The 26,439-nt window shown below is 57.6% G+C and carries 24 protein-coding genes; 15 read left to right on the top strand and 9 right to left on the bottom strand.

Features of this window, described 5'->3' with window-relative positions; translation table 11 throughout:
- From D8V06_RS18020 to aceA, 9 genes are all read left to right on the top strand, one after another.
- Positions 1–609 (top strand): NADP-dependent isocitrate dehydrogenase (locus D8V06_RS18020; RefSeq protein ID WP_177434447.1); only part of this gene is annotated, 609 nt, incomplete at its 5' end.
- 205 nt (positions 610–814) lie between these two features.
- Positions 815–1,261 (top strand): NUDIX hydrolase, encoded by a 447-nt coding sequence (locus D8V06_RS18025; protein WP_130906288.1) that lies wholly within the window; start codon positions 815–817, stop codon positions 1,259–1,261.
- A gap of 59 nt (positions 1,262–1,320) precedes the next feature.
- Positions 1,321–2,466 (top strand): tRNA 2-thiouridine(34) synthase MnmA, encoded by a 1,146-nt coding sequence (gene mnmA, locus D8V06_RS18030; RefSeq protein ID WP_130931456.1) that lies wholly within the window; start codon positions 1,321–1,323, stop codon positions 2,464–2,466.
- The gene (gene hflD / locus D8V06_RS18035; RefSeq protein ID WP_056854613.1) at positions 2,463–3,086 is read left to right on the top strand and encodes a high frequency lysogenization protein HflD; all 624 of its coding nucleotides are present in this window, start codon (positions 2,463–2,465) and stop codon (positions 3,084–3,086) included. Before mnmA ends, hflD begins: the two co-directional genes overlap by 4 nt.
- Before the next feature lie 124 nt (positions 3,087–3,210).
- Positions 3,211–4,581 (top strand): adenylosuccinate lyase, encoded by a 1,371-nt coding sequence (gene purB, locus D8V06_RS18040; RefSeq protein WP_056854614.1) that lies wholly within the window; start codon positions 3,211–3,213, stop codon positions 4,579–4,581.
- Between the two features lie 86 nt (positions 4,582–4,667).
- A complete protein-coding gene (locus tag D8V06_RS18045) occupies positions 4,668–5,837 on the top strand; it encodes a cupin domain-containing protein (RefSeq protein ID WP_130906286.1) in 1,170 nt (389 codons plus the stop codon).
- The gene (locus tag D8V06_RS18050; RefSeq protein WP_056854616.1) at positions 5,830–6,255 is read left to right on the top strand and encodes a GNAT family N-acetyltransferase; all 426 of its coding nucleotides are present in this window, start codon (positions 5,830–5,832) and stop codon (positions 6,253–6,255) included. The genes D8V06_RS18045 and D8V06_RS18050 overlap by 8 nt, the downstream gene beginning before the upstream one ends.
- A 267-nt stretch (positions 6,256–6,522) precedes the next feature.
- Positions 6,523–7,284, top strand: a complete 762-nt coding sequence (locus D8V06_RS18060; protein WP_056854617.1) for a secretin N-terminal domain-containing protein — start codon at positions 6,523–6,525, stop codon at positions 7,282–7,284.
- A 475-nt stretch (positions 7,285–7,759) separates the two neighbouring features.
- Positions 7,760–9,085, top strand: coding sequence for an isocitrate lyase (gene aceA / locus D8V06_RS18065; RefSeq protein WP_056854618.1), 1,326 nt, complete (start codon positions 7,760–7,762; stop codon positions 9,083–9,085).
- 293 nt (positions 9,086–9,378) lie between these two features.
- On the opposite strand, the gene leuS is transcribed toward aceA, so the two are convergent.
- The 9 genes from leuS to D8V06_RS18110 form a co-directional block, all read right to left on the bottom strand.
- Entirely contained in the window at positions 9,379–11,970 is a 2,592-nt protein-coding gene (gene leuS / locus D8V06_RS18070) for a leucine--tRNA ligase (protein WP_130931458.1), read from the bottom strand.
- Positions 11,971–12,048: 78 nt separating this feature from the next.
- Complete coding sequence (locus D8V06_RS18075; protein ID WP_241667841.1) at positions 12,049–13,257, bottom strand: MFS transporter; 1,209 nt, start codon at positions 13,255–13,257, stop codon at positions 12,049–12,051.
- Complete coding sequence (locus D8V06_RS18080) at positions 13,254–14,369, bottom strand: histidinol-phosphate transaminase (RefSeq protein WP_130931459.1); 1,116 nt, start codon at positions 14,367–14,369, stop codon at positions 13,254–13,256. The genes D8V06_RS18075 and D8V06_RS18080 overlap by 4 nt, the downstream gene beginning before the upstream one ends.
- The gene (locus D8V06_RS18085; protein ID WP_130931460.1) at positions 14,366–15,109 is read right to left on the bottom strand and encodes a class II aldolase/adducin family protein; all 744 of its coding nucleotides are present in this window, start codon (positions 15,107–15,109) and stop codon (positions 14,366–14,368) included. The genes D8V06_RS18080 and D8V06_RS18085 overlap by 4 nt, the downstream gene beginning before the upstream one ends.
- Positions 15,097–16,080, bottom strand: a complete 984-nt coding sequence (locus D8V06_RS18090; RefSeq protein ID WP_015094382.1) for a C-terminal binding protein — start codon at positions 16,078–16,080, stop codon at positions 15,097–15,099. Before D8V06_RS18090 ends, D8V06_RS18085 begins: the two co-directional genes overlap by 13 nt.
- A gap of 60 nt (positions 16,081–16,140) precedes the next feature.
- A complete protein-coding gene (locus tag D8V06_RS18095; RefSeq protein ID WP_015094381.1) occupies positions 16,141–17,130 on the bottom strand; it encodes an ornithine cyclodeaminase family protein in 990 nt (329 codons plus the stop codon).
- Between the two features lie 106 nt (positions 17,131–17,236).
- Complete coding sequence (locus tag D8V06_RS18100; protein WP_015094380.1) at positions 17,237–17,761, bottom strand: MaoC family dehydratase; 525 nt, start codon at positions 17,759–17,761, stop codon at positions 17,237–17,239.
- A gap of 10 nt (positions 17,762–17,771) precedes the next feature.
- Positions 17,772–18,599 (bottom strand): CoA ester lyase, encoded by an 828-nt coding sequence (locus tag D8V06_RS18105; protein WP_130931461.1) that lies wholly within the window; start codon positions 18,597–18,599, stop codon positions 17,772–17,774.
- Positions 18,600–18,608: 9 nt separating this feature from the next.
- The gene (locus D8V06_RS18110) at positions 18,609–19,847 is read right to left on the bottom strand and encodes an aminotransferase class I/II-fold pyridoxal phosphate-dependent enzyme (protein ID WP_130931462.1); all 1,239 of its coding nucleotides are present in this window, start codon (positions 19,845–19,847) and stop codon (positions 18,609–18,611) included.
- 383 nt (positions 19,848–20,230) lie between these two features.
- Between D8V06_RS18110 and D8V06_RS18115 the strand changes: the two genes are divergently transcribed.
- From D8V06_RS18115 to nuoF, 6 genes are all read left to right on the top strand, one after another.
- Positions 20,231–20,992: an SDR family oxidoreductase gene (locus D8V06_RS18115; protein ID WP_015094377.1), complete on the top strand. Its 762-nt coding sequence runs from the start codon at positions 20,231–20,233 to the stop codon at positions 20,990–20,992.
- 630 nt (positions 20,993–21,622) lie between these two features.
- Positions 21,623–22,036, top strand: a complete 414-nt coding sequence (locus D8V06_RS18120; protein ID WP_003223812.1) for an NADH-quinone oxidoreductase subunit A — start codon at positions 21,623–21,625, stop codon at positions 22,034–22,036.
- A 10-nt stretch (positions 22,037–22,046) separates the two neighbouring features.
- On the top strand, positions 22,047–22,721 hold the full coding sequence (locus tag D8V06_RS18125; protein ID WP_008032725.1) for an NADH-quinone oxidoreductase subunit NuoB: 675 nt from the start codon (positions 22,047–22,049) through the stop codon (positions 22,719–22,721).
- A gap of 72 nt (positions 22,722–22,793) precedes the next feature.
- On the top strand, positions 22,794–24,578 hold the full coding sequence (gene nuoC, locus D8V06_RS18130; protein ID WP_056854619.1) for an NADH-quinone oxidoreductase subunit C/D: 1,785 nt from the start codon (positions 22,794–22,796) through the stop codon (positions 24,576–24,578).
- 2 nt (positions 24,579–24,580) lie between these two features.
- The gene (nuoE, locus tag D8V06_RS18135; protein ID WP_008020715.1) at positions 24,581–25,078 is read left to right on the top strand and encodes an NADH-quinone oxidoreductase subunit NuoE; all 498 of its coding nucleotides are present in this window, start codon (positions 24,581–24,583) and stop codon (positions 25,076–25,078) included.
- Complete coding sequence (gene nuoF / locus D8V06_RS18140) at positions 25,075–26,430, top strand: NADH-quinone oxidoreductase subunit NuoF (protein ID WP_007970446.1); 1,356 nt, start codon at positions 25,075–25,077, stop codon at positions 26,428–26,430. The genes nuoE and nuoF overlap by 4 nt, the downstream gene beginning before the upstream one ends.
- Positions 26,431–26,439: the final 9 nt, after the last annotated feature.

Genomic DNA, 26,439 nt, shown 5'->3' on the forward strand with positions numbered 1-26,439 from the left:
TCGGTGACCGGCAACGTACTGCGCGACTACCTGACCGACCTGTTCCCGATCATGGAACTGGGCACCAGCGCCAAGATGCTGTCGATCGTGCCGCTGATGAACGGCGGTGGCCTGTTCGAAACCGGCGCCGGAGGTTCGGCGCCGAAGCATGTTCAGCAGCTGCTGGAAGAAAACTTCCTGCGCTGGGATTCGCTGGGTGAGTTCCTGGCATTGGCCGCATCCCTGGAACACCTGGGCGTGACCTACAACAATCCAAAGGCGCTGGTTCTGGCCAAGACCCTGGACCAGGCCACCGGCCAGTTCCTGGACAACAACAAGTCGCCATCGCGCAAAGTCGGCAACATCGACAACCGCGGCAGCCACTTCTACCTGGCGCTGTACTGGGCTCAAGCCCTGGCTGCCCAGACCGAAGACACTGCACTGCAAGCGCAGTTCGCGACGCTGGCCAAGACCCTGACCGAGAACGAGGCAACCATCGTTGCCGAGCTCAACGCCGTTCAGGGCAAGCCAGTGGACATTGGCGGCTACTACCACGCCAGCGCCGAGCTGATCAGCAAGGCCATGCGTCCAAGCGCCACACTCAACGCGGCGATTGCTGCGCTGGTGTAAGGCTGCAAGGAGGTACCACAAACCCCGGCCCTGTGCCGGGGTTTGTGTTTTCGGTACTTAATGATTGGCACAAAAACCTGAGGGAGCTGGCTTGCCAGCGATGACGATTTATCATTCGACATCAACATTGACTGACCCACCGCTATCGCTGGCAAGCCAGCTCCCACAGGGACTGTGCTCCAGCATTCAACATCGAGGAAGCTTCATGACCTGGCAACCCCACATCACCGTCGCCACCATCGTCGAAGACAACGGCCGCTTCCTGATGGTCGAGGAACTCAAGCACGGTCGCGTCGTACTCAATCAACCGGCCGGCCACCTCGACCCGAACGAAACCCTGACCGAAGCCGCCGTGCGCGAAACTCTCGAGGAAACCGGCTGGGACGTCGAACCGACCGGCGTGCTGGGCATTTACCTCTACACCGCCCCGAGTAACGGCGTGACTTACCAACGGGTCTGCTTCATCGCCAAACCACTGAAACACCACCCGGATTATCAATTGGACGACGGCATCGTCGGTGCCAAGTGGTTGACCCGCGACGAATTAATCGAGCAGCGCGATAACTGGCGCAGCGAACTGATCATCCGCTGCATCGACGACTATCTGGGCGGCCAACACTTCAGCCTCGAATTGATCCGTCCTTCTCTTTAGCCTTGCGGGCCTGAGCCTGCTAGAATCGCGTCCTTTTTCAAGACACTCATTGAATCCCTATGCGTGATCCAGCCCCTTCTGACACAAAAAAGAAGCGCGTCATTGTCGGCATGTCCGGCGGCGTGGACTCTTCCGTTTCCGCCCTCCTGCTGATCGAGCAGGGTTATGAGGTGGAAGGCCTGTTCATGAAGAACTGGGAAGAAGACGATGGAACGGAATACTGCACCGCCATGGATGACCTGGCGGACGCCCAGGCCGTGTGCGACAAAATCGGCATCAAGCTGCACACCGCCAACTTCGCGGCGGAGTACTGGGACAACGTGTTCGAGCATTTCCTGGCCGAATACAAGGCCGGTCGCACGCCGAATCCGGACATCCTGTGCAACCGCGAAATCAAGTTCAAGGCGTTCCTCGACTACGCCATGATGCTGGGCGCCGACCTGATCGCCACCGGTCACTACGTGCGTCGCCGCGACATCGATGGCCGCACCGAATTGCTCAAAGGCCTGGACCCGAACAAGGACCAGAGCTATTTCCTGCACGCCGTCGGTGGCGAACAGATCGCCAAGACCCTGTTCCCGGTCGGCGAACTGGAAAAACCACAAGTGCGGGCGATTGCCGAGAAATACCAGCTGGCAACCGCGAAGAAGAAAGACTCCACCGGGATCTGCTTCATCGGCGAGCGCCGGTTCAGCGATTTCCTCAAGCAATACCTGCCAGCTCAACCAGGCGAGATCAAGACCACCGAAGGCGAAATCATCGGCCGTCACCACGGCCTGATGTACCACACCATCGGCCAGCGCCAGGGCCTGGGCATTGGCGGCTTGAAAGACGCCAGTGACGAGCCGTGGTACGTGCTGGTCAAAGACCTGGAGCACAACGAGCTGATCGTCGGCCAGGGCAACGATCACCCGTGGCTGTTCTCCCGCGCCCTGCTCGCCTCGGACATCTATTGGGTCAACCCGATCGACCTGAGCCAGCCGCGCAAGCTGACCGCCAAGGTGCGCTATCGCCAGAGCGACCAGCCTTGCACCCTGGAAAAGACTGCCGACGGCTATCGCGCGAACTTCGATGACCCGCAGCGCGCGGTCACTCCAGGCCAATCGGTGGTGTTCTACGACGGCGAAATCTGCCTCGGCGGCGGCGTCATTGAAGTAGCAGAGCCATGGACCAGCAAAGGCGCTCTTGAAGGCGAGCAGCAATGACTCCCACCCAGGAACAACTGACGGCGCTGGGCGGCGTATTTCTCGCCGCCGTACTGGTAGACAAGATCGCCAAGACCGGACAGACCAGCGAAGCCGGCCTGACCTGCATGCTCGGCAGCCTGTTGATCCGCGACCCCAAGGACACCCTGGAAGTCTACGGGGGCGACGACCTCAATCTGCGCGAAGGCTATCGCGCGCTGATCGGCGCCCTCGAACGCGACCCGAGCGCCCTGCAACGCGAGCCGTTGCGCTATGCGCTGGCCATGCTCGGTCTTGAGCGGCAGCTGGCCAAGCGCAGTGACATGCTGGATGTGATCGGCAAGCGCCTGCCGCAAATTCAATCCCAGGTCGAACACTTCGGCCCGGCCCACGAAAACGTGATCGCCGCCTGCGGCGCGCTGTATCAGGACACCTTGAGCACCCTGCGCCAACGCATCCAGGTGCATGGCGACATGCGCAACCTGCAGCAACCGAGCAATGCCTCGAAAATCCGCGCCTTGTTGTTGGCCGGCATTCGTTCGGCACGCCTGTGGCGGCAATTGGGCGGGCATCGCTGGCAACTGGTGATCAGCCGTCGCAAATTGCTCAAAGAACTTTACCCATTGATGCGTAACGAATAACTCGCATCGACGGAACCGAACCTAGCAATACGCGTAATACGCCGGTCAGTTGGCGACGGACCGGCGGATTTTTTCATGTATGATACGCGCCCCATTTCGTTGCCCGACTGTCCGAGAACACCCCATGCAGCTTTCTTCGCTCACTGCGGTTTCCCCTGTTGACGGCCGCTACGCCGGCAAAACCCAGGCCCTGCGCCCAATTTTCAGCGAGTACGGCCTGATCCGTGCCCGCGTTCTGGTTGAAGTGCGCTGGCTCCAGCGCCTGGCCGCTCACCCTGCCATCAGCGAAGTGCCGGCGTTCTCCGCCGAAGCCAACGCTGTATTGAATGCCCTGGCGGAAAATTTCTCTCTGGAACACGCCGAGCGCGTCAAAGAGATCGAGCGCACCACCAACCACGACGTCAAAGCCATCGAATACCTGCTCAAAGAGCAAGCGGCCAAACTGCCGGAATTGGCCAAGGTCAGCGAATTCATCCACTTTGCCTGCACCAGCGAGGACATCAACAACCTGTCCCACGCCCTGATGCTGCGCGAAGGCCGTGATGACGTGATGCTGCCGCTGATGCGCCAGACCGCCAACGCCATCCGCGAGCTGGCCATCCGCTTCGCCGACGTGCCGATGCTGTCGCGCACCCACGGTCAACCGGCCTCGCCGACTACCCTGGGCAAAGAACTGGCCAACGTGGTCTACCGTCTGGAGCGCCAGATCGCTCAAGTCGCTGCCGTGCCACTGCTGGGCAAGATCAACGGCGCTGTCGGCAACTACAACGCTCACCTGTCGGCCTACCCCGAGATCGACTGGGAAGCCAACGCCCGCGCCTTCATCGAAGACGAGCTGGGCCTGGGCTTCAACCCGTACACCACGCAGATCGAACCGCACGACTACATCGCCGAGCTGTTCGACGCGATCGCGCGCTTCAACACCATCCTGATCGACTTCGACCGCGACATCTGGGGCTACATCTCCCTGGGTTATTTCAAACAGCGCACCATCGCTGGCGAAATCGGTTCGTCGACCATGCCGCACAAGGTCAACCCGATCGACTTCGAAAACTCCGAAGGCAACCTGGGCATCGCCAACGCACTATTCCAGCACCTGGCGAGCAAACTGCCGATCTCCCGCTGGCAGCGCGACCTGACCGACTCCACCGTACTGCGCAACCTCGGTGTCGGCTTCGCCCACAGCGTGATCGCGTACGAAGCCAGCCTCAAGGGCATCAGCAAACTGGAGCTCAACGAGCAGAAGATTGCCGCTGACCTGGACGCGTGCTGGGAAGTATTGGCCGAGCCGATCCAGACCGTGATGCGTCGCTACAACATCGAAAACCCGTACGAAAAGCTGAAAGAATTGACCCGCGGCAAGGGCATCAGCCCGCAAGCGCTGCAGACTTTCATCGACGGCCTGGACATGCCAGCCGCCGCGAAGGCCGAGCTGAAATTGCTCACCCCGGCCAACTACATCGGTAACGCTGTAGAGCAAGCCAAACGCATCTGATCGACCGCTGGACCCCTTTAAGACGCCCGGCCGCGCCGGGCGTTTTTATTCCCGTATGAAAAGTGCTTTTTTTCAATAGGTTACACATGAATCCTGACACTCCTCTTCAACTTCTGGGCGGCATCACGGCACGGGAATTCCTGCGCGATTACTGGCAGAAAAAACCACTGCTGATCCGCCAGGCAATTCCTGATTTCGAAAGCCCGATCGACGCCGACGAACTGGCCGGCCTGGCGCTGGAAGAAGAAGTTGAATCGCGCCTGATCATCGAGAACGGCGAGCGTCCATGGGAATTGCGTCGCGGCCCGTTTGCCGAGGACGAATTCAGCAAGTTGCCGGAGCGCGACTGGACCCTGCTGGTTCAAGCGGTCGACCAGTTCGTACCGGAAGTCAGTGAACTGCTGGAAAACTTCCGCTTCCTGCCAAGCTGGCGCATCGACGATGTGATGATCAGCTTTGCTGCACCGGGTGGCAGCGTCGGTCCGCACTTCGACAACTACGATGTTTTCCTGCTGCAAGGCCACGGCAAGCGCAACTGGAAGATTGGCCAGATGTGCGATTCCGAAAGCCCGCTGCTGCAACACGCCGACTTGCGCATCCTCGCTGATTTCGAAGCGACCGATGAATGGGTCCTGGAGCCGGGCGACATGCTGTACCTGCCGCCGCGCCTGGCCCACTGCGGCGTCGCCGTCGACGACTGCCTGACCTACTCGGTCGGCTTCCGCGCACCGAGCGCCGCTGAAGTGCTGACTCACTTCACCGACTTCCTCAGCCAGTTCCTGCCGGACGAAGAACGCTACACCGACGCCGACGCCTTGCCGGCCGCCGACCCGCACCAGATCCAGCACGACGCCCTCGATCGCCTGAAAAGCCTGCTGGCCGAACACATGAGCGACGAGCGCCTGCTGCTGACCTGGTTCGGCCAGTTCATGACCGAGCCGCGCTATCCAGAGCTGGTGGTCGGCCCTGAAGACCTCGCAGAAGACGACGTCCTGGGTGCGCTGGAGCAAGGCGCCGTCTTGATCCGTAACCCGAGCGCGCGCCTGGCCTGGTCGGAAGTCGATGACGACTTGCTGTTGTTCGCCAGCGGCCAGAGTCGTTATCTGCCGGGCAAACTGCGCGAACTGCTGAAGATGATCTGCGCCGCCGACGCCCTGCACGTCGACAACCTTGGCGATTGGCTCAGCGACGAAGACGGTCGCGGGCTGCTCTGCGAGCTGGTCAAGCAAGGAAGCCTGGGGTTCGCCGATGAATAAGATTCACGTACGTGTCGCAGACTGGCAAAAGGACAACGCCGAGATCCGGCGCATTCGTGAAACGGTGTTCGTCGCCGAGCAATGCGTACCGCCTGAACTGGAATGGGACGCCGACGATGCAACGGCCGTGCATTTCCTTGCATTCGAAGGCGACTTCCCCATTGGCACCGCACGCCTGCTGCCGGACGGTCACATCGGCCGGGTGTCGGTCCTCAAGGACTGGCGCGGCTTGAAAGTCGGCGACGCGCTGATGCAGGCCGTGATCGGTGAAGCCGAAGAACGCGGGCTCAAGCAGCAAATGCTCAGCGCCCAGGTGCAAGCCACGGCGTTCTATGAACGCCTGGGTTTCAGCATGGTCAGTGAGGAGTTCCTCGAAGCCGGAATCCCGCATGTGGACATGGTTCGCCATTCTGCCTGAGGTTTAAGCCTTAAGGCTTAAGGCTTAAAGTTTGATCCCTGTGGCGAGGGAGCTTGCTCCCGCTGGGACGCGAAGCGGCCCTGAAAATTTTAGGGCCGCTGCGCAGCCCAGCGGGAGCAAGCTCCCTCGCCACAAAAGCTTCGATCGCATCACAAAACGCCCCTGCACCCCCAGATGCCGGGGCGTTTTGCTGTCTAGGATTCAACTTGCCCCACCCCAGGCCGACAAACTGGCAATATCAAGCCTTTGATTGCGGAGATAACGGATATGTCCCTACGCACCCTGCTCACCACACTGCTGGTGAGCTGCAGTTTTTCGGTCATGGCAGCCACCGAAATCGTGCCTTTGAATTACCACACCAGCGCCGACATGTTACCCGTGGCACAAGACTTCATCGGCAAGGACGGCAACGTCAGCGCCTACGGAAATCAGTTAATAGTCAATGCCGATCAACGCAAGATCGACGAACTTAAAGCGCTGATCGGCCAACTCGACACCGCACCCAAGCGCCTGCTGATCACCGTCGACACCAACGACAACAACGTACAGGGCGATCAGGGTTATTCAGTCAACGGCGCCAAGCCCGGCCAAACTCGCATCATCAGCCGTAGCACCGCCAGTCGTGACGGCGGAATTCAACAAGTCCAGGCCACCGATGGCATGCCGGCGCTGATCCAGGTCGGCCAGAGCGTACCGCTGACCAGCACCCAGAGCGACTCCTACGGCGACCTGCGCAGCCAGACTGAATACCGCAACGTCACCCAGGGCTTTTACGTCACAGCCAACGTCACCGGCGAAATCGTCCACCTGTCGATCAGTACCAACCGTGACCGCTTGAGCCAGGAACGTCCCGATGTAGTGAACGTACAAAGTACCGACACAACCGTCACCGGACGTCTTGGTGAATGGATCCTGCTGGCCGGGGTCAATGGCCAGACCCAGGCCGACAAACAGGGCATAGCCCGCAGCTACTCGACACAGAGCCGCAATGACATGACCCTGCGCGTGAAAGTCGACACTTTGGACTAAGTCATCGAAAACTGACTGATTAGTCGTATTAGACCAAAGATGTAGTGCTTGAAAAAAAGCACTACAAAACGTTTGACGAGCCAAAAAAGCAAAGGCATGATGGCCTCGCTCCCGCTAATCAGGGGCCCTGGCAAGGGCCTTCGAGGCGACGTTCGCACCTACCCCGCGAACCGCTTCGTGTCTGTACCGCCCACAAGGTGTGTTTGACGAGGTTGCCGACTGGAACGAAGTTGTCCCGAGGGACGGAAGCGTATTTAGGTAACCCGGCACCACACTGATGTTCGTACCAAGGCCCACGACGCCCGAATGCGCCCGCAGTTCGCCTTTACCTGCTCACTTCCCCCTCGAGCCCATCGTTCATCCCGTCGCCACCCCCGCCGAATCCGACTTGACCGCCTAAGCTTCTGGTCAGCGAGCGCAGGAATTTTCCACCGCAGAACAACTTTTCATAAAAGACGCGACGAGGTTTATCTCCATGGCACTGACACGCGAACAGCAAATTGCAGCCCTCGAAAAAGACTGGGCTGAAAACCCGCGCTGGAAAGGCGTGACACGCACTTACTCCGCTGCTGACGTCGTCCGCCTGCGTGGCTCGGTTCAACCTGAGCACACCTTTGCAAAAATGGGCGCCGAGAAGCTGTGGAACCTGGTTACCCAGGGTGCCAAGCCAGCCTTCCGTCCTGAGAAAGATTTCGTCAACTGCATGGGCGCCCTGACCGGCGGCCAGGCTGTGCAACAAGTCAAAGCCGGTATCCAGGCAATCTACCTGTCGGGCTGGCAAGTGGCTGCGGACAACAACTCCGCCGAATCGATGTACCCGGACCAGTCGCTGTACCCGGTGGACTCGGTTCCAACCGTGGTCAAGCGCATCAACAACTCGTTCCGTCGTGCCGACCAGATCCAGTGGAAAGCCGGCAAGAACCCGGGCGACGACGGCTACATCGACTACTTCGCACCGATTGTGGCTGACGCTGAAGCCGGTTTCGGCGGCGTACTGAACGCTTACGAGCTGATGAAGAGCATGATCGAAGCAGGCGCCGCCGGCGTTCACTTCGAAGACCAATTGGCTTCCGTGAAGAAATGCGGCCACATGGGCGGCAAAGTACTGGTTCCTACCCAGGAAGCCGTACAGAAGCTGACCGCTGCACGTCTGGCTGCTGACGTTGCCGGTACGCCGACCATCATCCTGGCTCGTACCGACGCGAACGCTGCGGACCTGCTGACTTCCGACTGCGACCCGTACGACCAGCCGTTCGTAACGGGCGAACGCACCCAGGAAGGTTTCTACAAAGTGCGCGCCGGCCTGGACCAGGCGATCGCTCGTGGCCTGGCTTACGCTCCGTACGCCGACCTGATCTGGTGCGAAACCGCCAAGCCAGACCTGGAAGAGGCGCGTCGCTTCGCTGAAGCGATCAAGAAGGAATACCCGGACCAACTGCTGTCCTACAACTGCTCGCCTTCCTTCAACTGGAAGAAGAATCTGGACGACGCGACCATCGCCAAGTTCCAGCGCGAACTGTCCGCCATGGGCTACAAGCACCAGTTCATCACCCTGGCCGGCATTCACAACATGTGGCACAGCATGTTCAACCTGGCGCACGACTACGCCCGCAACGACATGACTGCCTACGTGAAGCTGCAAGAGCAAGAGTTCGCTGACGCATCGAAGGGCTACACCTTCGTGGCTCACCAGCAGGAAGTGGGCACCGGCTACTTCGACGACATGACCACCGTGATCCAGGGTGGCTCGTCTTCGGTAACCGCACTGACCGGCTCGACTGAAGAAGAACAGTTCCACTGATCTGCTTCTTGAGTAAACAGCCGCTGCGGACTGAATAGAAAGCTAACCGCAGCGCTGCACATCTGACGCCCCGACCGCCTGGTTCGGGGCGTTTTTTTGTCTGCGATTTAACCAACACTGCAAAACCCCGGTAGGAGCTGACGAGTGAAACGAGGCTGCGATCTTTTGATCTTGCTTCTAAAAAACAAAGTCAAAAGATCGCAGCCTCGTTTCACTCGTCAGCTCCTACAAAGGTCGGCGGCAGTCTGGGCAAAAACGTTGCTCCATCTCTAAGCGGAGTGAGCGACCGGGAATCAGATAACGAAGTTAACCAGTCGATTGGGCACCACAATCATCCTGCCCGCGCCTTCCAGATAACTGCGCAACACCGGATCAGCCAATGCCTGGCTCCGTATCGCATCGTGATCGGCATCAACCTGGATCATGATGTCCCCACGCAACTTGCCGTTGACTTGCACCATCATTTTTACTTCGTTCTGTTTCAAGGCTTCATTGTCGGGTACCGGCCACGAACTGTCGTAGATGTCACCTGCGAAACCCAGTTCCGCCCAGAGTGTCTGGGCGATGTGCGGCGTAACGGGATACAGGACCTGCAACAGGATCGCCATCCCCTCGCGGGCCGCGTGCGGGCCAGCCGACCTGCCGCCCTCCAGCACCTTGAACATCTTCATCGCACCCGAAACCACAGTGTTGTATTGCAGCCGTTCGTAATCGTTGTTGATCTGCTGCAGCAAGCGATGTATCTCAAAGCGCACGCGTCTGGATTCGGCAACGTCCTCAACCCGAGCATCCCCACCATCCGGGGCCCGGCTGTCACAGGCAAAAGTCCATAGCCGGCGCAGGAAGCGATAAGCACCCTCCACCCCACTGTCGCTCCAGATCGTGTCCTGGTCGGGAGGTCCCGCGAAAATAGTAAACAAACGGGCAGTGTCGGCGCCGAACGTGTTGATGATGTCCTTCGGCTCGACGACGTTGTTCTTCGACTTGGACATTTTCTCCACGCCGCCAATGGTGACGGGCAAACCGTCCTCAAGCGCCGTAGCCTTTACCGGGCGACCTTTTTCATCGTACTCGACCGTCACCTGCGCGGGATAAAACCATCGCCGACTGCCATCATCCGCTTTGCGGTAATAACTTTCCCGCAACAGCATGCCTTGGGTGAACAGGTTCTTGAACGGTTCGCTGAACGCCACCAGCCCTTCATCCCGCATAGCCCGGGTCCAGAACCTGGCGTACAGCAAATGCAGCACAGCATGCTCGATACCGCCGATGTATTGATCGACGGGCATCCAGTATTGGCTGCCTGGCCCCACCATCGCGGTAGCACTGTCGGGATCGCAGTAGCGCATGAAGTACCAGCTTGAGTCGACGAAGGTATCCATGGTGTCCGTTTCTCGAAGCGCCGGCGCCGCGCAGCGAGGGCAAGCCACATGGCGAAATCCTTCATGTTCCAGTAACGGGTTTGCGCTGCCGTCGGGAACACAATCGGTGGGTAACACCACGGGCAGATCTGCGTAAGGTACCGGGATGTCGCCACATTGTTCACAATGGATGATGGGAATTGGGGTTCCCCAGTACCGCTGCCGTGAAATCCCCCAATCGCGCAGGCGCCACGTGGTGGTTTCCTCGCCCATGCCACATTCAACCAACGCCGCGACGATGGCCTGAGTGGCCTGTTCGACTGTCAGCCCATCGAAGGTGCCGGAGTTGATCAGATGGCCGTCCCGACGGGTGTAATCGTCTGACCAGACCTCGGGCTCGTACGCCTGATCATCGGAGGCAATGACCTGGCGAACAGGCAAACCGTATTGATGGGCAAAGTTGAAGTCACGCTCATCGTGGGCAGGCACGGCCATCAGGGCCCCTTCACCGTATTCGCTGAGCACATAGTTGGTAATCCACAGTGCGACAGGCTCACCGGTCAACGGGTGCTCGACGTGCAAACCGCTGGGAACGCCGATCTTGACCTGAACGCTGGAGGCGGGACCGGCATCCGCCGCTTGACGACACGCCCGCACCTGCAACTCCAGGCTCGGATCAAGCTCCAGAGCCCGCCTGGCCAGTGCATGCTCGGGAGAAATGGCACAGAAGGTCACCCCCATCAGCGTATCCACCCGGGTTGTGAACACCCACAGCTTGCCTGCATCGATAAGTTGCTCCGACGCATCCCGGATCTGGTGGGCAAATGCCAGACGAACACCGCTGGCCTTGCCGATCCAGTTGCGCTGCATGGTGCGCACCCTTTCGGGCCAGCCATCCAGCGTGTCGATGGCCGATAGCAACTCTTCGGCATATTGCGTGATACGCAGGTAGTACCCGGGAATTTCCCGCTTCTCGACCAGCGCCCCCGAGCGCCAGCCTCGACCTTCGATCACCTGCTCATTGGCCAGCACCGTTTGGTCGACAGGATCCCAGTTGACTATCTGGGTTTTCTTGTAGGCCACGCCCTTTTCCAGCAACTTGAGGAAGAACCACTGACTCCATTTGTAATACTGTGGGTCGCTGGTGGCGATCTCGCGCGACCAATCGAAGGCCAGCCCCAGCGGCTGCATTTGCGCCTTCATGTCCGCAATGTTCAGTCGTGTCCACTCGGCGGGAGAAACACCCGACTGCATGGCCGCATTCTCTGCCGGCAAACCAAAAGCATCCCAGCCCATCGGCATCAGGACATTGAACCCTTTCATGCGTAAATGACGGGCCAACATGTCGTTGATCGTATAGTTGCGAACGTGCCCCATATGCAACTTTCCCGATGGATAGGGAAGCATCGAGCAGGCATAAAACTTCGGCCGACTTTGATCTTCGACCGCCCTGAATACATCACCTTGAAGCCATTTGGCCTGAGCCGTACTTTCAACCCAGACTGGATCATACTGTGGTCGCATAGAGGTTCCTCAACATTGCAGGAGCTGAACAACGACTCGCTCGGCTCACACTCCTTAAAAGTTACCGGTCGATTTGCTTCAGTTCCTGTCCGGCGATGAAATACGGGGCGCTACAGCCGTCCTGGCAGCAACCAAAAGACAGCCGCCTCCGAACAGGAGGCCCAACAGCCCATAAAGACTCCAACTCAGCTGGAAACCGACCCCGCTGATCAACGAGGCGCCCAGCCCTACGGATACCATCCTCGCCCCCGCCAGCACGATCGGAATAAGGGAAAAAAGACTGGCCTGGGTTTGCAATGTGGTTTTCTGCGAAATCAGCGCGGTGATGTAGGTAACTCCGAGAATCTCACCCAGCGTCCAGAAGAAAACAAACGACAGGATCAGAACTGTCTGCTCGAAAAAGGCATAGGCGCCAAATCCGATACCGTAAAAAACCGCAGCCAGGGACAGATTGGTGAGCGCCCCGAAACGCGACGTCAACCCTATCAGTGGTTGCGTCAACACGATCACCATCAACGCATTGACGATACCTACAGCACCGAACACGCTGGCGGCCTTCCCCGCCGTTACCACGTCAAGCCATAGAGGCAGCTGATATTCACGCTGCGCATCCAGCACCGACAACGCAAAGAACATTGCGCCCGCAACGATCACGATCCTTGGCACATCAACCAGTGCGCCGATGGAAGCCCTTCTGGCTTCAGGTACGGCGCTCTGGCGTTCCGGCAGAGCCAGAAAGATACTCGCCAAAAGGCACAACACACTCACGACCATCGCAAAAATCATCAGGTAGTGACTGTCCAGGCCGAGCAAATACCCACCAATCACGAACAGCAGCGCGCCCCCCAGATTGCTGGCCAGGTGTAAATAGCCAAAGTTGGCGACGCGATTGCTTTCATCCGCCACCAAGGACGTGAGGACACTAAATACCGGCGTGATCAGGCCCGCACACAGCATGAACAGCAGCACCATCACAATGGATGCGATCGATGAGCTGAACAGTGCAGCCAACAACAAAAACACCGATGAACAAGACGAGGTACAGATCAATAGCACCCGGAAGGAACAACGACCGATCAGCACCCCGCCCAACAGATTGCCCAACAGATAGAACGCCGACATCAGCGTGATTACCAAGGCCACCGCCGAACTGTCGAGCTGGTAGTGGCGCTGGAAAAACAAAGCAGCAAAAGGCCCCAAGGCATTCGCCATGACGAACAGCAACCGAAGCAAAACGATATTGCGCATCCCTTCTGCCATACCGATCCTTTTCAGCAATTCCTTCACTTGAGAATCACCTCGACGCTGCGCAAGTGAGCAACGCTGGCAGCCGTACTGCCGCTGCCAAGCAATATTGCCATCAGGAATGTTTTGAGATCCGACGAAGCAGGAATGGCCACACGCAACATATTGTGGAGCAGGCCGAAGCTGTGGGGGTACTGCGAACAGTCGCTGACGCGAATTTTGGCCTGAGCGAAAGCGTTGGCCAGACGACCGTCGGACTGATCCTGCAACAGCAAAAAATTCGTATCGCTTTCGTATACGACGATCGCGTTGGCCCGACAGACTTCGATTATTTCACGCTTGATCTGCGCGAGTTTATCGTGAGCCCGCTGCAATGCTTCCCGGTTCTGCAAGCAGAACAGCGCAGCTTTCACCGCCACATGGTTTACATCCCAGGGTCCGCGCACCTTCATCAGTTCACGGATTGATTCCGGTCGCGTGATCACATACCCCAGACGCAACCCGGCAAGGCCAAAGTACTTTGAGAACGAACGGATGACGAACAACTGCCTGGCCGTGTTGAATGTATCCAGACACGAGTGTTGCAGGTACTCAAAGTAGCATTCGTCAACGATCATCGGCTTGTCTTGTCTTACACAAGTCTCGACAAGAGCTTTCAATTGCTCAGGATCAATACGTACGCCCAGAGGATTGTTGGGGTTACACAGGATCAGTCCCTGACAGGTTTGCAAAGCCTCGAGCACAGCCTCGGTCGGCAGCACGAATCTTTGGGCTTGTTTCTCGAAGCCCACGATCACCGGCGCCACGCCATTGACTTCGAGCATCTGGTAATAGAAGGAAAAAACCGGAGAAGGAACTACCACCCGATCCCCGGGCGAAAACACCGACCGTATCACCAGATCGATTGCCTGATCCGCCCCATTGGTCAACAGCAAGCTGTCGGTCGACACCTTGCAGTACTTTGCCAGCTCGCTAAGGAGTGGCTGATAATTGGGGTAGGTGAACAGATCCCGAGGCTTCAATTCGGTGGCCATGAACCGCGCCAGAAACTCATGTAGAAACTGGTTTTCATTCAGATCCAGCAACACCGACGAGAGATCGCGTTCCGGAGACTTCCATAATCCGGAACGCAAGATGTGTCCGTGAAACTTCATTTGTGCATCCCTCCGTAGATCACCTGTTCGCCGAGCTCATACATCTGCCTGACCTTTTCGTCGCTGGCATACACCACCGACTTCCCTGTGGCCGCCGATAAATACTGGCTCGTAATCAATCGACTGATTTCCGCAGTGAATGCCACGGCACGATGAAACGCCTCGGACAGGTCGCGGCCAAAACAGGTAATGCCATGACTGGGCATGACAATGCAGTTGGTGTCGCTGGCGCAGCGGCCAATGGCACTGACATCCAGTTCGACATTCACACCCTCACCAAGAATGCACGGTGGCTTGCCCATCACCAGTGCCGTGTCGTTCGACACGTACTCCATTTCACGCCATTGCATGACAGCGAAGAAGGAAATGACTTCATTGGGATGAAGATGCACCGTGGCATTGACATCAGCGCGACAGCGCATGATTTCCCGGTGCATCTGGTGCCCCAGGCTGGGTCTGAAACGACCGTGCAAAAGCTCATCGGACTGCATATCCAGCACAGCCAGATGTTCAAGACCGCACTCTTCCAGGGAGACGCCGCGGTGTTTGGTGTAGATCACTTCGCGCTGCCAGTATGCGCAGTGGCTTCGTACAGCGATATTGCCCAGCGTATTGACCAACAGCTGTCGCGCCGCCAAGCGCTGACCGTATTGAAGAATACTGCTGCCGATCGCCACGTCGAACCAGGCTGGCAACCCGGATCGGGAAGTTTCAAGTCCCGCCAGTTTTAATTCAGGCATATCCCTTTGCCTCCCCCCGATACGCAATCGGGATTGACCACGGTTTTGATCTTTGTCCCCTGTAGCAGACCCAGAATCGTTTCCAGGGCATTGGCCTTCAAATCGGCCAGAGAGCGTTCGCTGTAAAACGCGGCATGCGGCGTCAATAACACACGCTCATGTTCGATCAGGGCCTGGGGAGGTGCCGGTTCCTCCTGCACGACATCCAGCAGTGCCATTGACACTACCCCGGACTGCAGGGCCAGAAGCAGAGCATTGGTATCGACGATGCCACCTCGCGCAGTATTGACCAGGGTCGCACCGTGCTTCATCCGCGAAAATCGCGCATCGTTCATCAAATGCGCAGTGTCCGGATTAAGAGGCAAATGCAGCGATATGACATCGGCCGTATCGAGCAACGACTCCAGCGTGCCGCCCTGCGCAATACCTTCGACACAGCGCTCGACCCAAGGATCGTAAAAACAAATCCGGTAACCCAGGGCCACCGCTCTGCGCGCCAATGCTCGCCCTGTTGCGCCATAACCGATCAACCCCAGAACCGTATCTGCGCAGGCTTTGACCTCGCCAGTATGAGCTCGCCAGCTCCAGCCGCCCTGCCGGGTGTGCCTGGCGTAGTCGAGAAGCTTGCGCTGGGCAAAGAGAATCAACGCCATGGCGTGCTCCGCGACTTCCTCCGCCCCCACAGAGCCGATGTTGGAGCAAAGAATGCCTTTCGCGCTCAAAGCCTCGACATCCACATCATCAAGGCCAATGGTCGCCTTCACCAACGCGCGGCATCGATGCATCCTGGCCACCAATGGCGCGTCGATGACAACCGAATGAAAGGCGATGATCCCGTCGGCGCGGGCCAATTGTTCATCCGAGGGCCGGGATGTGACCTCCAGGCTATAGGGCTGATGCGCCGAACCCGAGACATACTCCCCAGGGTCGACATAATTCACTCTCCGCGAATCAATCATCAGAATATTCATGAGCTTCTCCTCCTACCCTAGCAGTAGCATTGCCGATTCAAATTTCGCGCCTGGCAGGCCTCAGCCGCTGAGGTAGTCGCAGTGTTTGCCGATGTTCCGTGCCATGGCCACGTCATATAGGCAGGCAGCGACCACCATGTCCTGACTGGCGTGGCCGACGCTGCGGAAATAACTCAGACCTTGTTTATGCGTTACTGGCGAAGGCTGCTCGACGGCTAAAGCACCGATTTCCCGGATGTCCTTTACACCAATCACCGACAACGCCAACGCCTGTGCAATTTCGCCCGACTCACGACATGCGGCGTCCAAATGATCGACATGAACTTGAGCGTTGCCCAGTAACCGGGGATCGATCTCGCATGCCTGAAGCGTACTGCCACCAATGGCATTGATATGGGCATCGGATTTGAGCTGATGCACTCCAATCAAGGGCAGTGGACTGTCATGGGAGGTCGTCGTGCAGACTATGTCCGCATCAGCCAGCGCCTCCTCCATGCGGTTGACGGCCTCGACCGGCAGCGCAAGCTCAATGGACAGGCGCTCGGCCAAAGCGACACTTTTGGCCAGGCAACGGGAAAATATCCTGACCTGCCCCAGATCTCTGATAGCGGCCATCGCCTTGGTATGCGCTGCGGCCTGAGCCCCAGCACCGATCACCGCCAGATTGAGTCGCTCCCGCGGGCAGAGCTTGTCCGTCGCCAGGGCACTCATGGCACTGGTACGAATCGCCGTCAGGGCTGCACTGTCAATCATGGCTAGCAACCTCCCGCTGTCGATATCGATCAGCAAAACCGCGCCATTGACCCCCGATAACCCATGCATAGCGTTACCGGGATGAAACGACGACACTTTGATGCCCAGAGTCTGGCTTCCGGGCAAAAAGGCCGGCATGAACAAAGAGAATGCTTTCTGTCGCTCGTGTGTGATGATCGAACGTTGCGGAACCACAGGAGGCGAGAGTGCAAACCCCCGGTGGGCTTTTTCGAGTGCGCGAACAAGCGTTAGTAACTCGACACAACGCCCGATATCTTCGCGATTAAGAAGCAGCATGGCTTTTCCTTTTCCATCAAAGCTTTTCGAAGATACGGGCCATCCTCGAGCCGGCAGCACTCATGCTTGAGTGCCTCCATCCATCGACATCGCCATCCCGAGACGCCTAGCCGACCGGGTAGTCTTGGGAATGCCCTTGCTTGGGAACCAAAAAGGTGCGCAGGTAAGTGATCACGGGGGTGTCATCCTGCTTACGACCAATCACCCTGATGGTGACAATGCCTTGCCCCGGACGCGATCGGGATTCACGCTTGGAGACAACCTCGCTCTCGGCGTACAAGGTGTCGCCGACATAAACCGGATTTGGCAGACGAATTTCGTCCCAGCCCAGGTTTGCGATCGCCCGGGCACTCATTGTCGCTACCGTCATGCCGCTGATAATCGACAAGGTCACCGAACTGTTGACCAGCAATTTCCCGAATTCGGTGCGCTGGGCATAAGCAACGTCGATATGTGCAGGATGGTTGTTCATGTTCACCAGTGACTGCCAGATGTTGTCCAGCTCAGTCACAGTTCGGCCGGGGCGGTGCTCGAATACATCCCCCACCACAAACTCTTCGTAGTGCAAGCCATAAGACTCCCGGTAGCGATTTGCACCGATCCGTACATGGGCCGAAATCATCGGTTCCATAACCTTCTCCTCAAAGGCCCAGTTCCTGGGCGCGCTGGATAAGTTTCTTGGCTTGCTTCACAAACGGCGGTCCCACCATGAGGTTTTTCAACCGGGTGATTTTTTCACCACTGTTCTCCGCAGCCTGCACAACTGCCAAAGCATGTTCGTACTCAGCGATGGAAGGAGTGAACACATCATTGATGATGGGAATCTGCCTTGGGTGAATGGAGGTCTTGCCACTGAATCCCAACTCCCGGGTGTCCTGGCATTCCTTCAGCAGCCCCGCCTCGTCGTCGAGATTGAAGTAAGCGGTGTCGAACGCGGGAATACCCGCGGCGCTTGCGGCCGCGACGATGCTCCCACGGGCATGCAGGATGTTGCTCCAGCCACCGATCTGCACCCCCAGGCTGGCCGCATAGTCGGCGGAACCAAAGATCAGTCCATCGGCACTCGATGCAATGGCGTAAATATCCCGCAGACAGGCCGGTGTTTCGACGGTGACCAGTATTTTCGGACTTTCTCCATCACGACTTAAATTGGCGCGCACCACCTCTATCTCCGCCGCCGCTTCGGTCATTGCCAGGACAACGAACTCGGGCCGCTGGTCAAGTGATTGCACCAGCAGCAGATCGAGCAACCCTTGATTGTCCCGCAGAGGATTGATACGCAGTGCTGTACGCTGCGTAACACGGGAACGATAGAACTGTTCGACACACAACCGGGCTTCAGCTTTCCCAGAGAGCGGAACACCGTCCTCCAGATCAATCACCATGACATCCGTCAGAGCACTCTTGGCGTATTGCTCAGGGTGCAAGGCGGAGCAATACAGCAAACTTCTTGGTGTGGGATTGGACATCGCAACCTCTCAACGCTGGACAGGTTTCAGGTTCAGACAGGCCTCTTTGACCGCTGCCTGGACAGCGGAGCAGAAGCTCCGGACATCTTCTTGGGACATGTCTGCACGCATCATCACGCGCAAACCGGATTTGTTCCTGGCCACGATGGGAAAGAATACTGCCGAGGTGTAATACCCGCGTTTGAAGACACCCTCCGAAACAGAAATCGCCATATCCGGACTGTCTAATGGGATAACCCGAATCGGTAGACCCGACCCCGCGTGCTCCGTCGCAAACAAGCTGTCGAACAGGCAAATATTGGCACTAAGCTTCTGCTGCAAAACGCCAAGCTCACTGGTCTTGTGAATATCCAGAGAAGCCATGGCAGCGCCTATAGCGGCGGGATTCACATATTGCGAATAGGACATTGGCCCGCCAAAACGACGGAAAATCTTCTGATAGTTGGCCTTCTCCGACATGAATATACCGCCTCCATTGGCGCCAAATGCCTTGGCCAATGAATAAACCAACAGGGTCCGCGGATTGAGCTCAGGCAGGAAAGTACGAATATAACCTTCACCCCGCTCGCCATAGGCGCTCAATGAATGAGAATCATCGAAGTAGAGAAACAGCCCAAACTTGTCCTGCAAAGCCAACAGCCGCTCAATAGGCGCACTTCCCCCCATACTGTAAGCACCGTCAGCAACATACGCGACCAAAGGATGACGCTTGCACATATCCTCGATGAAATCGACATCATTGTGATTGCAAGTGACAACCTGCGTTTCATCACCGCAGATGGCCTTGACCTGGTTCAGTGCAAAATGGGCATGTTTATCAAAGATCAAAAAGGGGCGCTGGCCATCAGTAAACATACCGGCTGCCAGCAGGGGAAGAGACGCGACGATGCCCGCGCTGCAGGAAGTCGCTGTGAATGCTCGACAATTGAAATGGGCAGATAAGGCGTCTTCAAGCTCATCGAGCTCTTTCAACCTTATTCGGATACGCGAAGTGGGCAAATTCACGGTACCGCAACTCAGCACATAATCTGCAGCACGTCGCGCCAGACGTTCATCGACCTCAAGCCCCAAATATGAACAAGAGCACATATTCATGAATTCATGACCGTTCTGGTCTTGCATGCGCCCCTGTCGAGTATGCTCGATACTCAAATCGGTAAGCCCCGACTCTTGTGCAAGCCCCCAGGAGGGATTACCCATTTCGACGGATCTGGCAGTGTTGATATATTTATTTTTTTGCTCTGACATACACGACCTCTCTATGACCGATGACACATGAAGAGCCAGTACAACAGCAAAATTCAATACACCAGCCACTTCATGCCAGCCCAATTAGCCTTACACACTCATTTCTTTCCGGCAACTCAGAAAAGTCTGTAATTTACGAATGAAAGTTCCGTAGGAATTTTCGCCAAAACCAAACCGAAATACTAACAAAGCTTCAACAGATAGATATTTACGCAAGTGCAATCCTGATGAGAAATTACACCCAACGCCGCTCTGAATTATCATGTAACAAACCAAGATAGTTTTGTTAGATCCCACGCCAGCAAAATGCAGATCCCTCTCTATATTCAAACGTTACGCCTACTTGAACTATTTGCACCCAACCACCAAACGGAGGTTCCTTCATGGAAGGAAGATTAAAAGGTAAGCGAGCTCTAATAACAGGCGCATCGGCAGGCATTGGAAGAGCAATAGCCGAAGCTTTCATTGCGCAGGGGGCCGACGTTTTCATTACCGCACGCACTGATGAAGCCGGCGCGCGTGCAGTTATTGAAATAGCCGAGCGTCTTGAACAGCGGGCCAGTTTCATGCTTATGGATGCCGAAAGCTGTAGCGTAAATGCGCTCTTCGAGAAAGCGCACGCAGACATCGGACCGATAGATATACTTGTCAATAATCCCGCATTCATAACCCGCACTCCATTTCTGGAGCTGAGCGGCGATGAGTACGAACGCACCCTTGCAGTCAACCTCCGCTTCCCCTTCTTTGCAACTCAACGCTTTGCAAAAGATTGCATAGCACGCAAACAGGGCGGCAGCATCATTAACATTTCATCGGTCAGCGCCTTCAAGGCAGTCAGCCGAATGTCAGCGTATCAAGCCAGCAAGGCAGCACTGTCGATGCTTACACGAAGCTGTGCCTTGGAACTGGCTCCCTATGGCATCAGGGTCAACACCCTTTCACCTGGACTGACCGCCACCAACGGCAACGCCAACCAGTGGCGGGACGCTCCAGAGCTATGGCAGAACAGAAAAAAAGAGATTCCAATGCAGCGCGCCGGAATTCCCTCGGATATGACGGGCGCTGCCATCCTCCTGGCATCCGATGAGTCATCATGGATGACCGGTGCTGATCTGGTAATTGATGGGGGGCACAGCTGTATTTAGAGAACCTTAAAGTCGCAGCAGACTTTATGTTTTTTTCCTATTGGCACGAGGCATAGCAAGGTCGTACCTGTCGCCTCTGATCTGCTTGGCCTAAACAACTGGCCGTTGCGGACCGAAAGCCAACCGCAACGCCGCACATCTGATACCCCGACCTGGTTCGGGGCGTTTTTGCCTGAGATATACAATCACCGCCGAACCCTGTGGGAGCGGGCGATGGTGATTCAGGGAAAAACATTGTTCCAGAGCAGTTTCTCGCTCGGAAAACCAAGGTAAAAATGCCCCGTCCGCTGCTCGCAGTAGCGCGCATGTAAGACAACTTCCCGACCACTCACCCGTTAAACAGTTTGAAAACCGACTCAAACAATATTGATTATCATTTGGCGAAAACTATGTTCGTTACATTCCCTACAAAACATAATTGATGAAAACCCTGCTAATGCCCGCATCGCATGGGCTGCGGGGCTTTGGAGGTGCGCTATGTCCTTATTCCTATAAATAATTTCGCTATAGGAATTTTACTTGCGGGGTGTTTAGCCATAAAATCAGCGGGATTGATTGCTGCGACATATCGTCACTGCTTTGTTCTTTTTCAAGCTCAGAGACCTTTGCTCTCTGTTAAGGATTACCAGCATGCCCGAAGCGACAGGACTCATGGCCCACAACTGGGGCTTTGCCATTTTCCTTCTAGGCGTCGTCGGCCTCTGTGCCTTCATGCTGGGCGTCTCCAGCCTCCTTGGGTCAAAAGCCTGGGGCCGCAGCAAAAACGAACCGTTCGAGTCCGGCATGCTACCTACAGGTGGCGCCCGCTTGCGGCTCTCAGCCAAATTCTATCTGGTCGCGATGCTGTTCGTGATCTTCGATATCGAAGCCCTCTTTCTCTTTGCATGGTCTGTGTCCGTCCGCGAAAGCGGCTGGACCGGATTCGTCGAAGCTCTCGTTTTCATAGCAATTCTGTTGGCAGGTCTTGTCTACCTATTCCGAGTGGGCGCCCTTGATTGGGCACCGGAAGCTCGGCGCAAGCGGCAAGCGAAGCTGAAACAATGAGGCTTTGGCAATGCAATACAATCTCACCAGGATCGACCCCGATGCTCCTAACGAGCAGTATCCGATTGGCGAACGGGAAACCGTTTCCGATCCGTTAGAAGATCAAGTCCACAAAAACATTTTCATGGGCAAGCTCGAAGACGTGCTTAACGGCACGATCAACTGGGGGCGCAAGAACTCCCTGTGGCCGTATAACTTCGGCCTTTCGTGCTGCTATGTGGAAATGACCACCGCCTTCACGGCGCCCCACGACATCGCGCGCTTTGGCGCCGAAGTTATCCGGGCATCGCCGCGTCAGGCGGATTTCATGGTTATCGCCGGTACCTGCTTCATCAAGATGGCGCCGATCATTCAGCGTCTCTACGAGCAAATGCTCGAACCCAAATGGGTCATTTCCATGGGTTCGTGCGCCAACTCCGGTGGCATGTACGACATCTACTCTGTCGTTCAAGGGGTGGACAAGTTCCTGCCCGTGGACGTCTACGTGCCTGGCTGCCCGCCCCGTCCTGAAGCTTTCCTGCAAGGCCTGATGCTGTTGCAGGAGTCGATTGGACAGGAGCGTCGTCCGCTTTCCTGGGTCGTTGGTGATCAAGGCGTATACCGCGCCGAGATGCCTTCCGAGAAGGACAAGCGCCGCGAACAGCGAATCGCAGTCACCAACCTGCGCAGCCCCGACGAAGTCTGATCCAGATCTGCTTCTTTTATAGAACGAGAAACTGGCTTCATTCTTTACGTTGACCGAAAGCGATAAATAACCATGACTACAGGCAGTGCTCTGTACATCCCGCCTTACAAGGCAGACGACCAGGATGTGGTCGTCGAACTGAACAACCGTTTTGGCCCGGAGGCGTTCACCGCCCAGCCTACCCGCACCGGCATGCCGGTGCTTTGGGTTGCCCGCGCCAAACTCGTCGAAGTCCTGACGTTCCTGCGTAACCTGCCCAAGCCGTACGTCATGCTTTATGACCTGCACGGCGTGGACGAGCGTCTGCGCACCAAGCGTCAAGGGTTGCCAAGCGGCGCCGATTTCTCCGTGTTCTACCACTTGCTGTCGATCGAACGTAATAGTGACGTGATGATCAAGGTCGCCTTGTCCGAGAGCGACCTCAGCTTGCCGACCGTCACCAGCATCTGGCCGAACGCCAACTGGTACGAGCGTGAAGTCTGGGACATGTACGGCATCGACTTCAAAGGCCACCCTCACCTGTCGCGCATCATGATGCCGCCGACCTGGGAAGGTCACCCGTTGCGCAAGGACTTCCCGGCGCGCGCCACCGAATTCGATCCTTTCAGCCTGACCCTGGCCAAGCAACAGCTCGAGGAAGAAGCCGCGCGCTTCAAGCCAGAAGACTGGGGCATGAAACGTTCCGGCCCGAACGAGGACTACATGTTCCTCAACCTCGGTCCGAACCACCCTTCGGCGCACGGTGCGTTCCGCATCATCCTGCAGCTGGACGGTGAAGAAATCGTCGATTGCGTTCCGGACATCGGTTACCACCACCGTGGCGCCGAGAAAATGGCCGAGCGTCAGTCCTGGCACAGCTTCATCCCGTACACCGACCGTATCGACTACCTCGGCGGCGTGATGAACAACCTGCCGTACGTGCTCTCGGTCGAGAAGCTGGCCGGCATCAAGGTGCCGGAGAAAGTCGACGTCATCCGCATCATGATGGCCGAGTTCTTCCGGATCACCAGCCACCTGCTGTTCCTGGGTACCTACATCCAGGACGTCGGCGCCATGACCCCGGTGTTCTTCACCTTCACCGACCGCCAGAAGGCGTACACGGTGATCGAAGCCATCACCGGTTTCCGTCTGCACCCGGCCTGGTACCGCATCGGTGGCGTCGCCCACGACCTGCCGCGCGGCTGGGAAAAACTGGTCAAGGATTTCGTCGAGTGGATGCCCAAGCGTCTGGACGAATACCAGAAAGCCGCACTGGACAACAGCATCCTGCGTGGCCGGACCATCGGCGTCGCCGACTACAACACCAAACAAGCCCTGGAATGGGGCGTCACCGGTGCCGGCCTGCGTGCCACCGGGTGCGACTTCGACCTGCGTAAAGCGCGTCCGTACTCGGGTTACGAGAACTTCGAATTCGAAGTGCCGCTGGCTGCCAATGGCGATGCCTACGACCGCTGCATCGTGCGCGTCGAAGAAATGCGTCAGAGCATCAAGATTATCGAGCAGTGCATGCGCAACATGCCGGAAGGCCCGTACAAGGCGGATCACCCGCTGACCACGCCGCCGCCGAAAGAGCGCACGCTGCAGCACATCGAAACCCTGATCACGCACTTCCTGCAAGTTTCGTGGGGCCCGGTCATGCCGGCCAACGAATCCTTCCAGATGATCGAAGCGACCAAGGGCATCAACAGTTATTACCTGACGAGCGATGGCGGCACCATGAGCTACCGCACCCGGATTCGTACCCCAAGCTTCCCGCACCTGCAGCAGATCCCTTCGGTGATCAAAGGCAGCATGGTCGCGGACTTGATCGCGTACCTGGGTAGTATCGATTTCGTTATGGCCGACGTGGACCGCTAAGCATGAACAGCACGCTTATCCAGACAGACCGTTTCACCTTGAGTGAAACCGAGCGCTCGGCCATCGAGCACGAGTTGCATCACTACGAAGACCCGCGCGCGGCGTCGATCGAAGCCCTGAAGATCGTCCAGAAGGAACGTGGCTGGGTGCCGGACGGCGCTCTGTACGCCATTGGCGAGATCCTCGGTATCCCGGCGAGCGACGTTGAAGGCGTGGCGACGTTCTATAGCCAGATCTTCCGTCAGCCGGTGGGTCGTCACATCATTCGCGTCTGCGACAGCATGGTCTGCTACATCGGTGGCCACGAGTCGGTGGTCAGCGAAATCCAGAGCAAGCTCGGCATCGGCCTGGGTCAAACCACCGCCGACGGTCGTTTCACCCTGCTGCCGGTCTGCTGCCTCGGCAACTGCGACAAGGCGCCGGCGTTGATGATCGACGACGACACGTTCGGCGATGTGCAGCCAGCAGGCGTTGCCAAATTGCTCGAGGGCTACGTATGACCCTGACTTCTTTCGGCCCGGCCAACCGCATCAAGCGTTCGGCCGAGACTCACCCGCTCACCTGGCGTCTGCGTGACGACGGCGAAGCCGTATGGCTCGACGAGTACCAGGCCAAGAACGGCTACGCCGCTGCGCGCAAGGCCTTCGCCGACATGGCTCAGGACGACATCGTCCAGACCGTGAAAGATTCCGGCCTCAAGGGTCGCGGCGGTGCAGGCTTCCCCACTGGCGTGAAGTGGGGCCTGATGCCCAAGGACGAATCCATCAACATCCGCTACCTGCTGTGCAACGCGGATGAAATGGAGCCCAACACCTGGAAAGACCGCATGCTGATGGAGCAACTGCCCCATCTGCTGATCGAAGGCATGCTGATCAGTGCCCGCGCACTGAAAACCTACCGCGGATACATCTTCCTGCGTGGCGAATACACCACTGCCGCCAAGCACCTGAACCGTGCCGTGGAAGAAGCCAAGGCCGCGGGCCTGCTGGGCAAGAACATTCTGGGTTCGGGTTTTGATTTCGAACTGTTCGTCCACACCGGTGCCGGGCGTTATATCTGCGGTGAAGAAACCGCACTGATCAACTCCCTCGAAGGCCGCCGCGCCAACCCGCGCTCCAAGCCGCCCTTCCCTGCCGCCGTTGGCGTGTGGGGCAAGCCGACTTGCGTGAACAACGTCGAGACCCTGTGCAACGTGCCGGCGATCATTGCCGACGGCGTGGACTGGTACAAATCGTTGGCCCGCGAAGGCAGTGAAGACATGGGCACCAAGCTCATGGGCTTCTCCGGCAAGGTCAAGAACCCGGGCCTGTGGGAATTGCCATTCGGCGTCACCGGTCGCGAGTTGTTCGAAGACTACGCCGGCGGCATGCGCGACGGTTACAAGCTCAAGTGCTGGCAGCCAGGCGGCGCCGGTACCGGCTTCCTGTTGCCGGAACACCTGGACGCCCAAATGTACGCCGGCGGCATCGCCAAAGTGGGCACCCGTATGGGTACCGGCCTGGCCATGGCGGTGGACGACAGCGTCAACATGGTGTCCCTGCTGCGCAACATGGAGCAGTTCTTCGCTCGCGAATCCTGCGGTTTCTGCACCCCTTGCCGGGATGGTTTGCCTTGGAGCGTCAAGCTCCTGATGGCCATCGAGAACGGCGAAGGCCAGCCAGGCGACATCGAGACCCTGCTGGGTCTGGTCGGTTTCCTCGGCCCGGGCAAGACGTTCTGTGCTCACGCACCGGGCGCCGTGGAGCCGTTGGGCAGCGCAATTAAATACTTCCGCCATGAGTTCGAAGCCGGTATCGCGCCTGTCAGCGCCGCCGTCCCGCCTCTGGCAAGGCCGATCGTAGTCGGCGCGTAAACGCTTAAA

This window comes from Pseudomonas sp. Sample_24, assembly GCF_004307605.1.
Taxonomy (GTDB): domain Bacteria; phylum Pseudomonadota; class Gammaproteobacteria; order Pseudomonadales; family Pseudomonadaceae; genus Aquipseudomonas.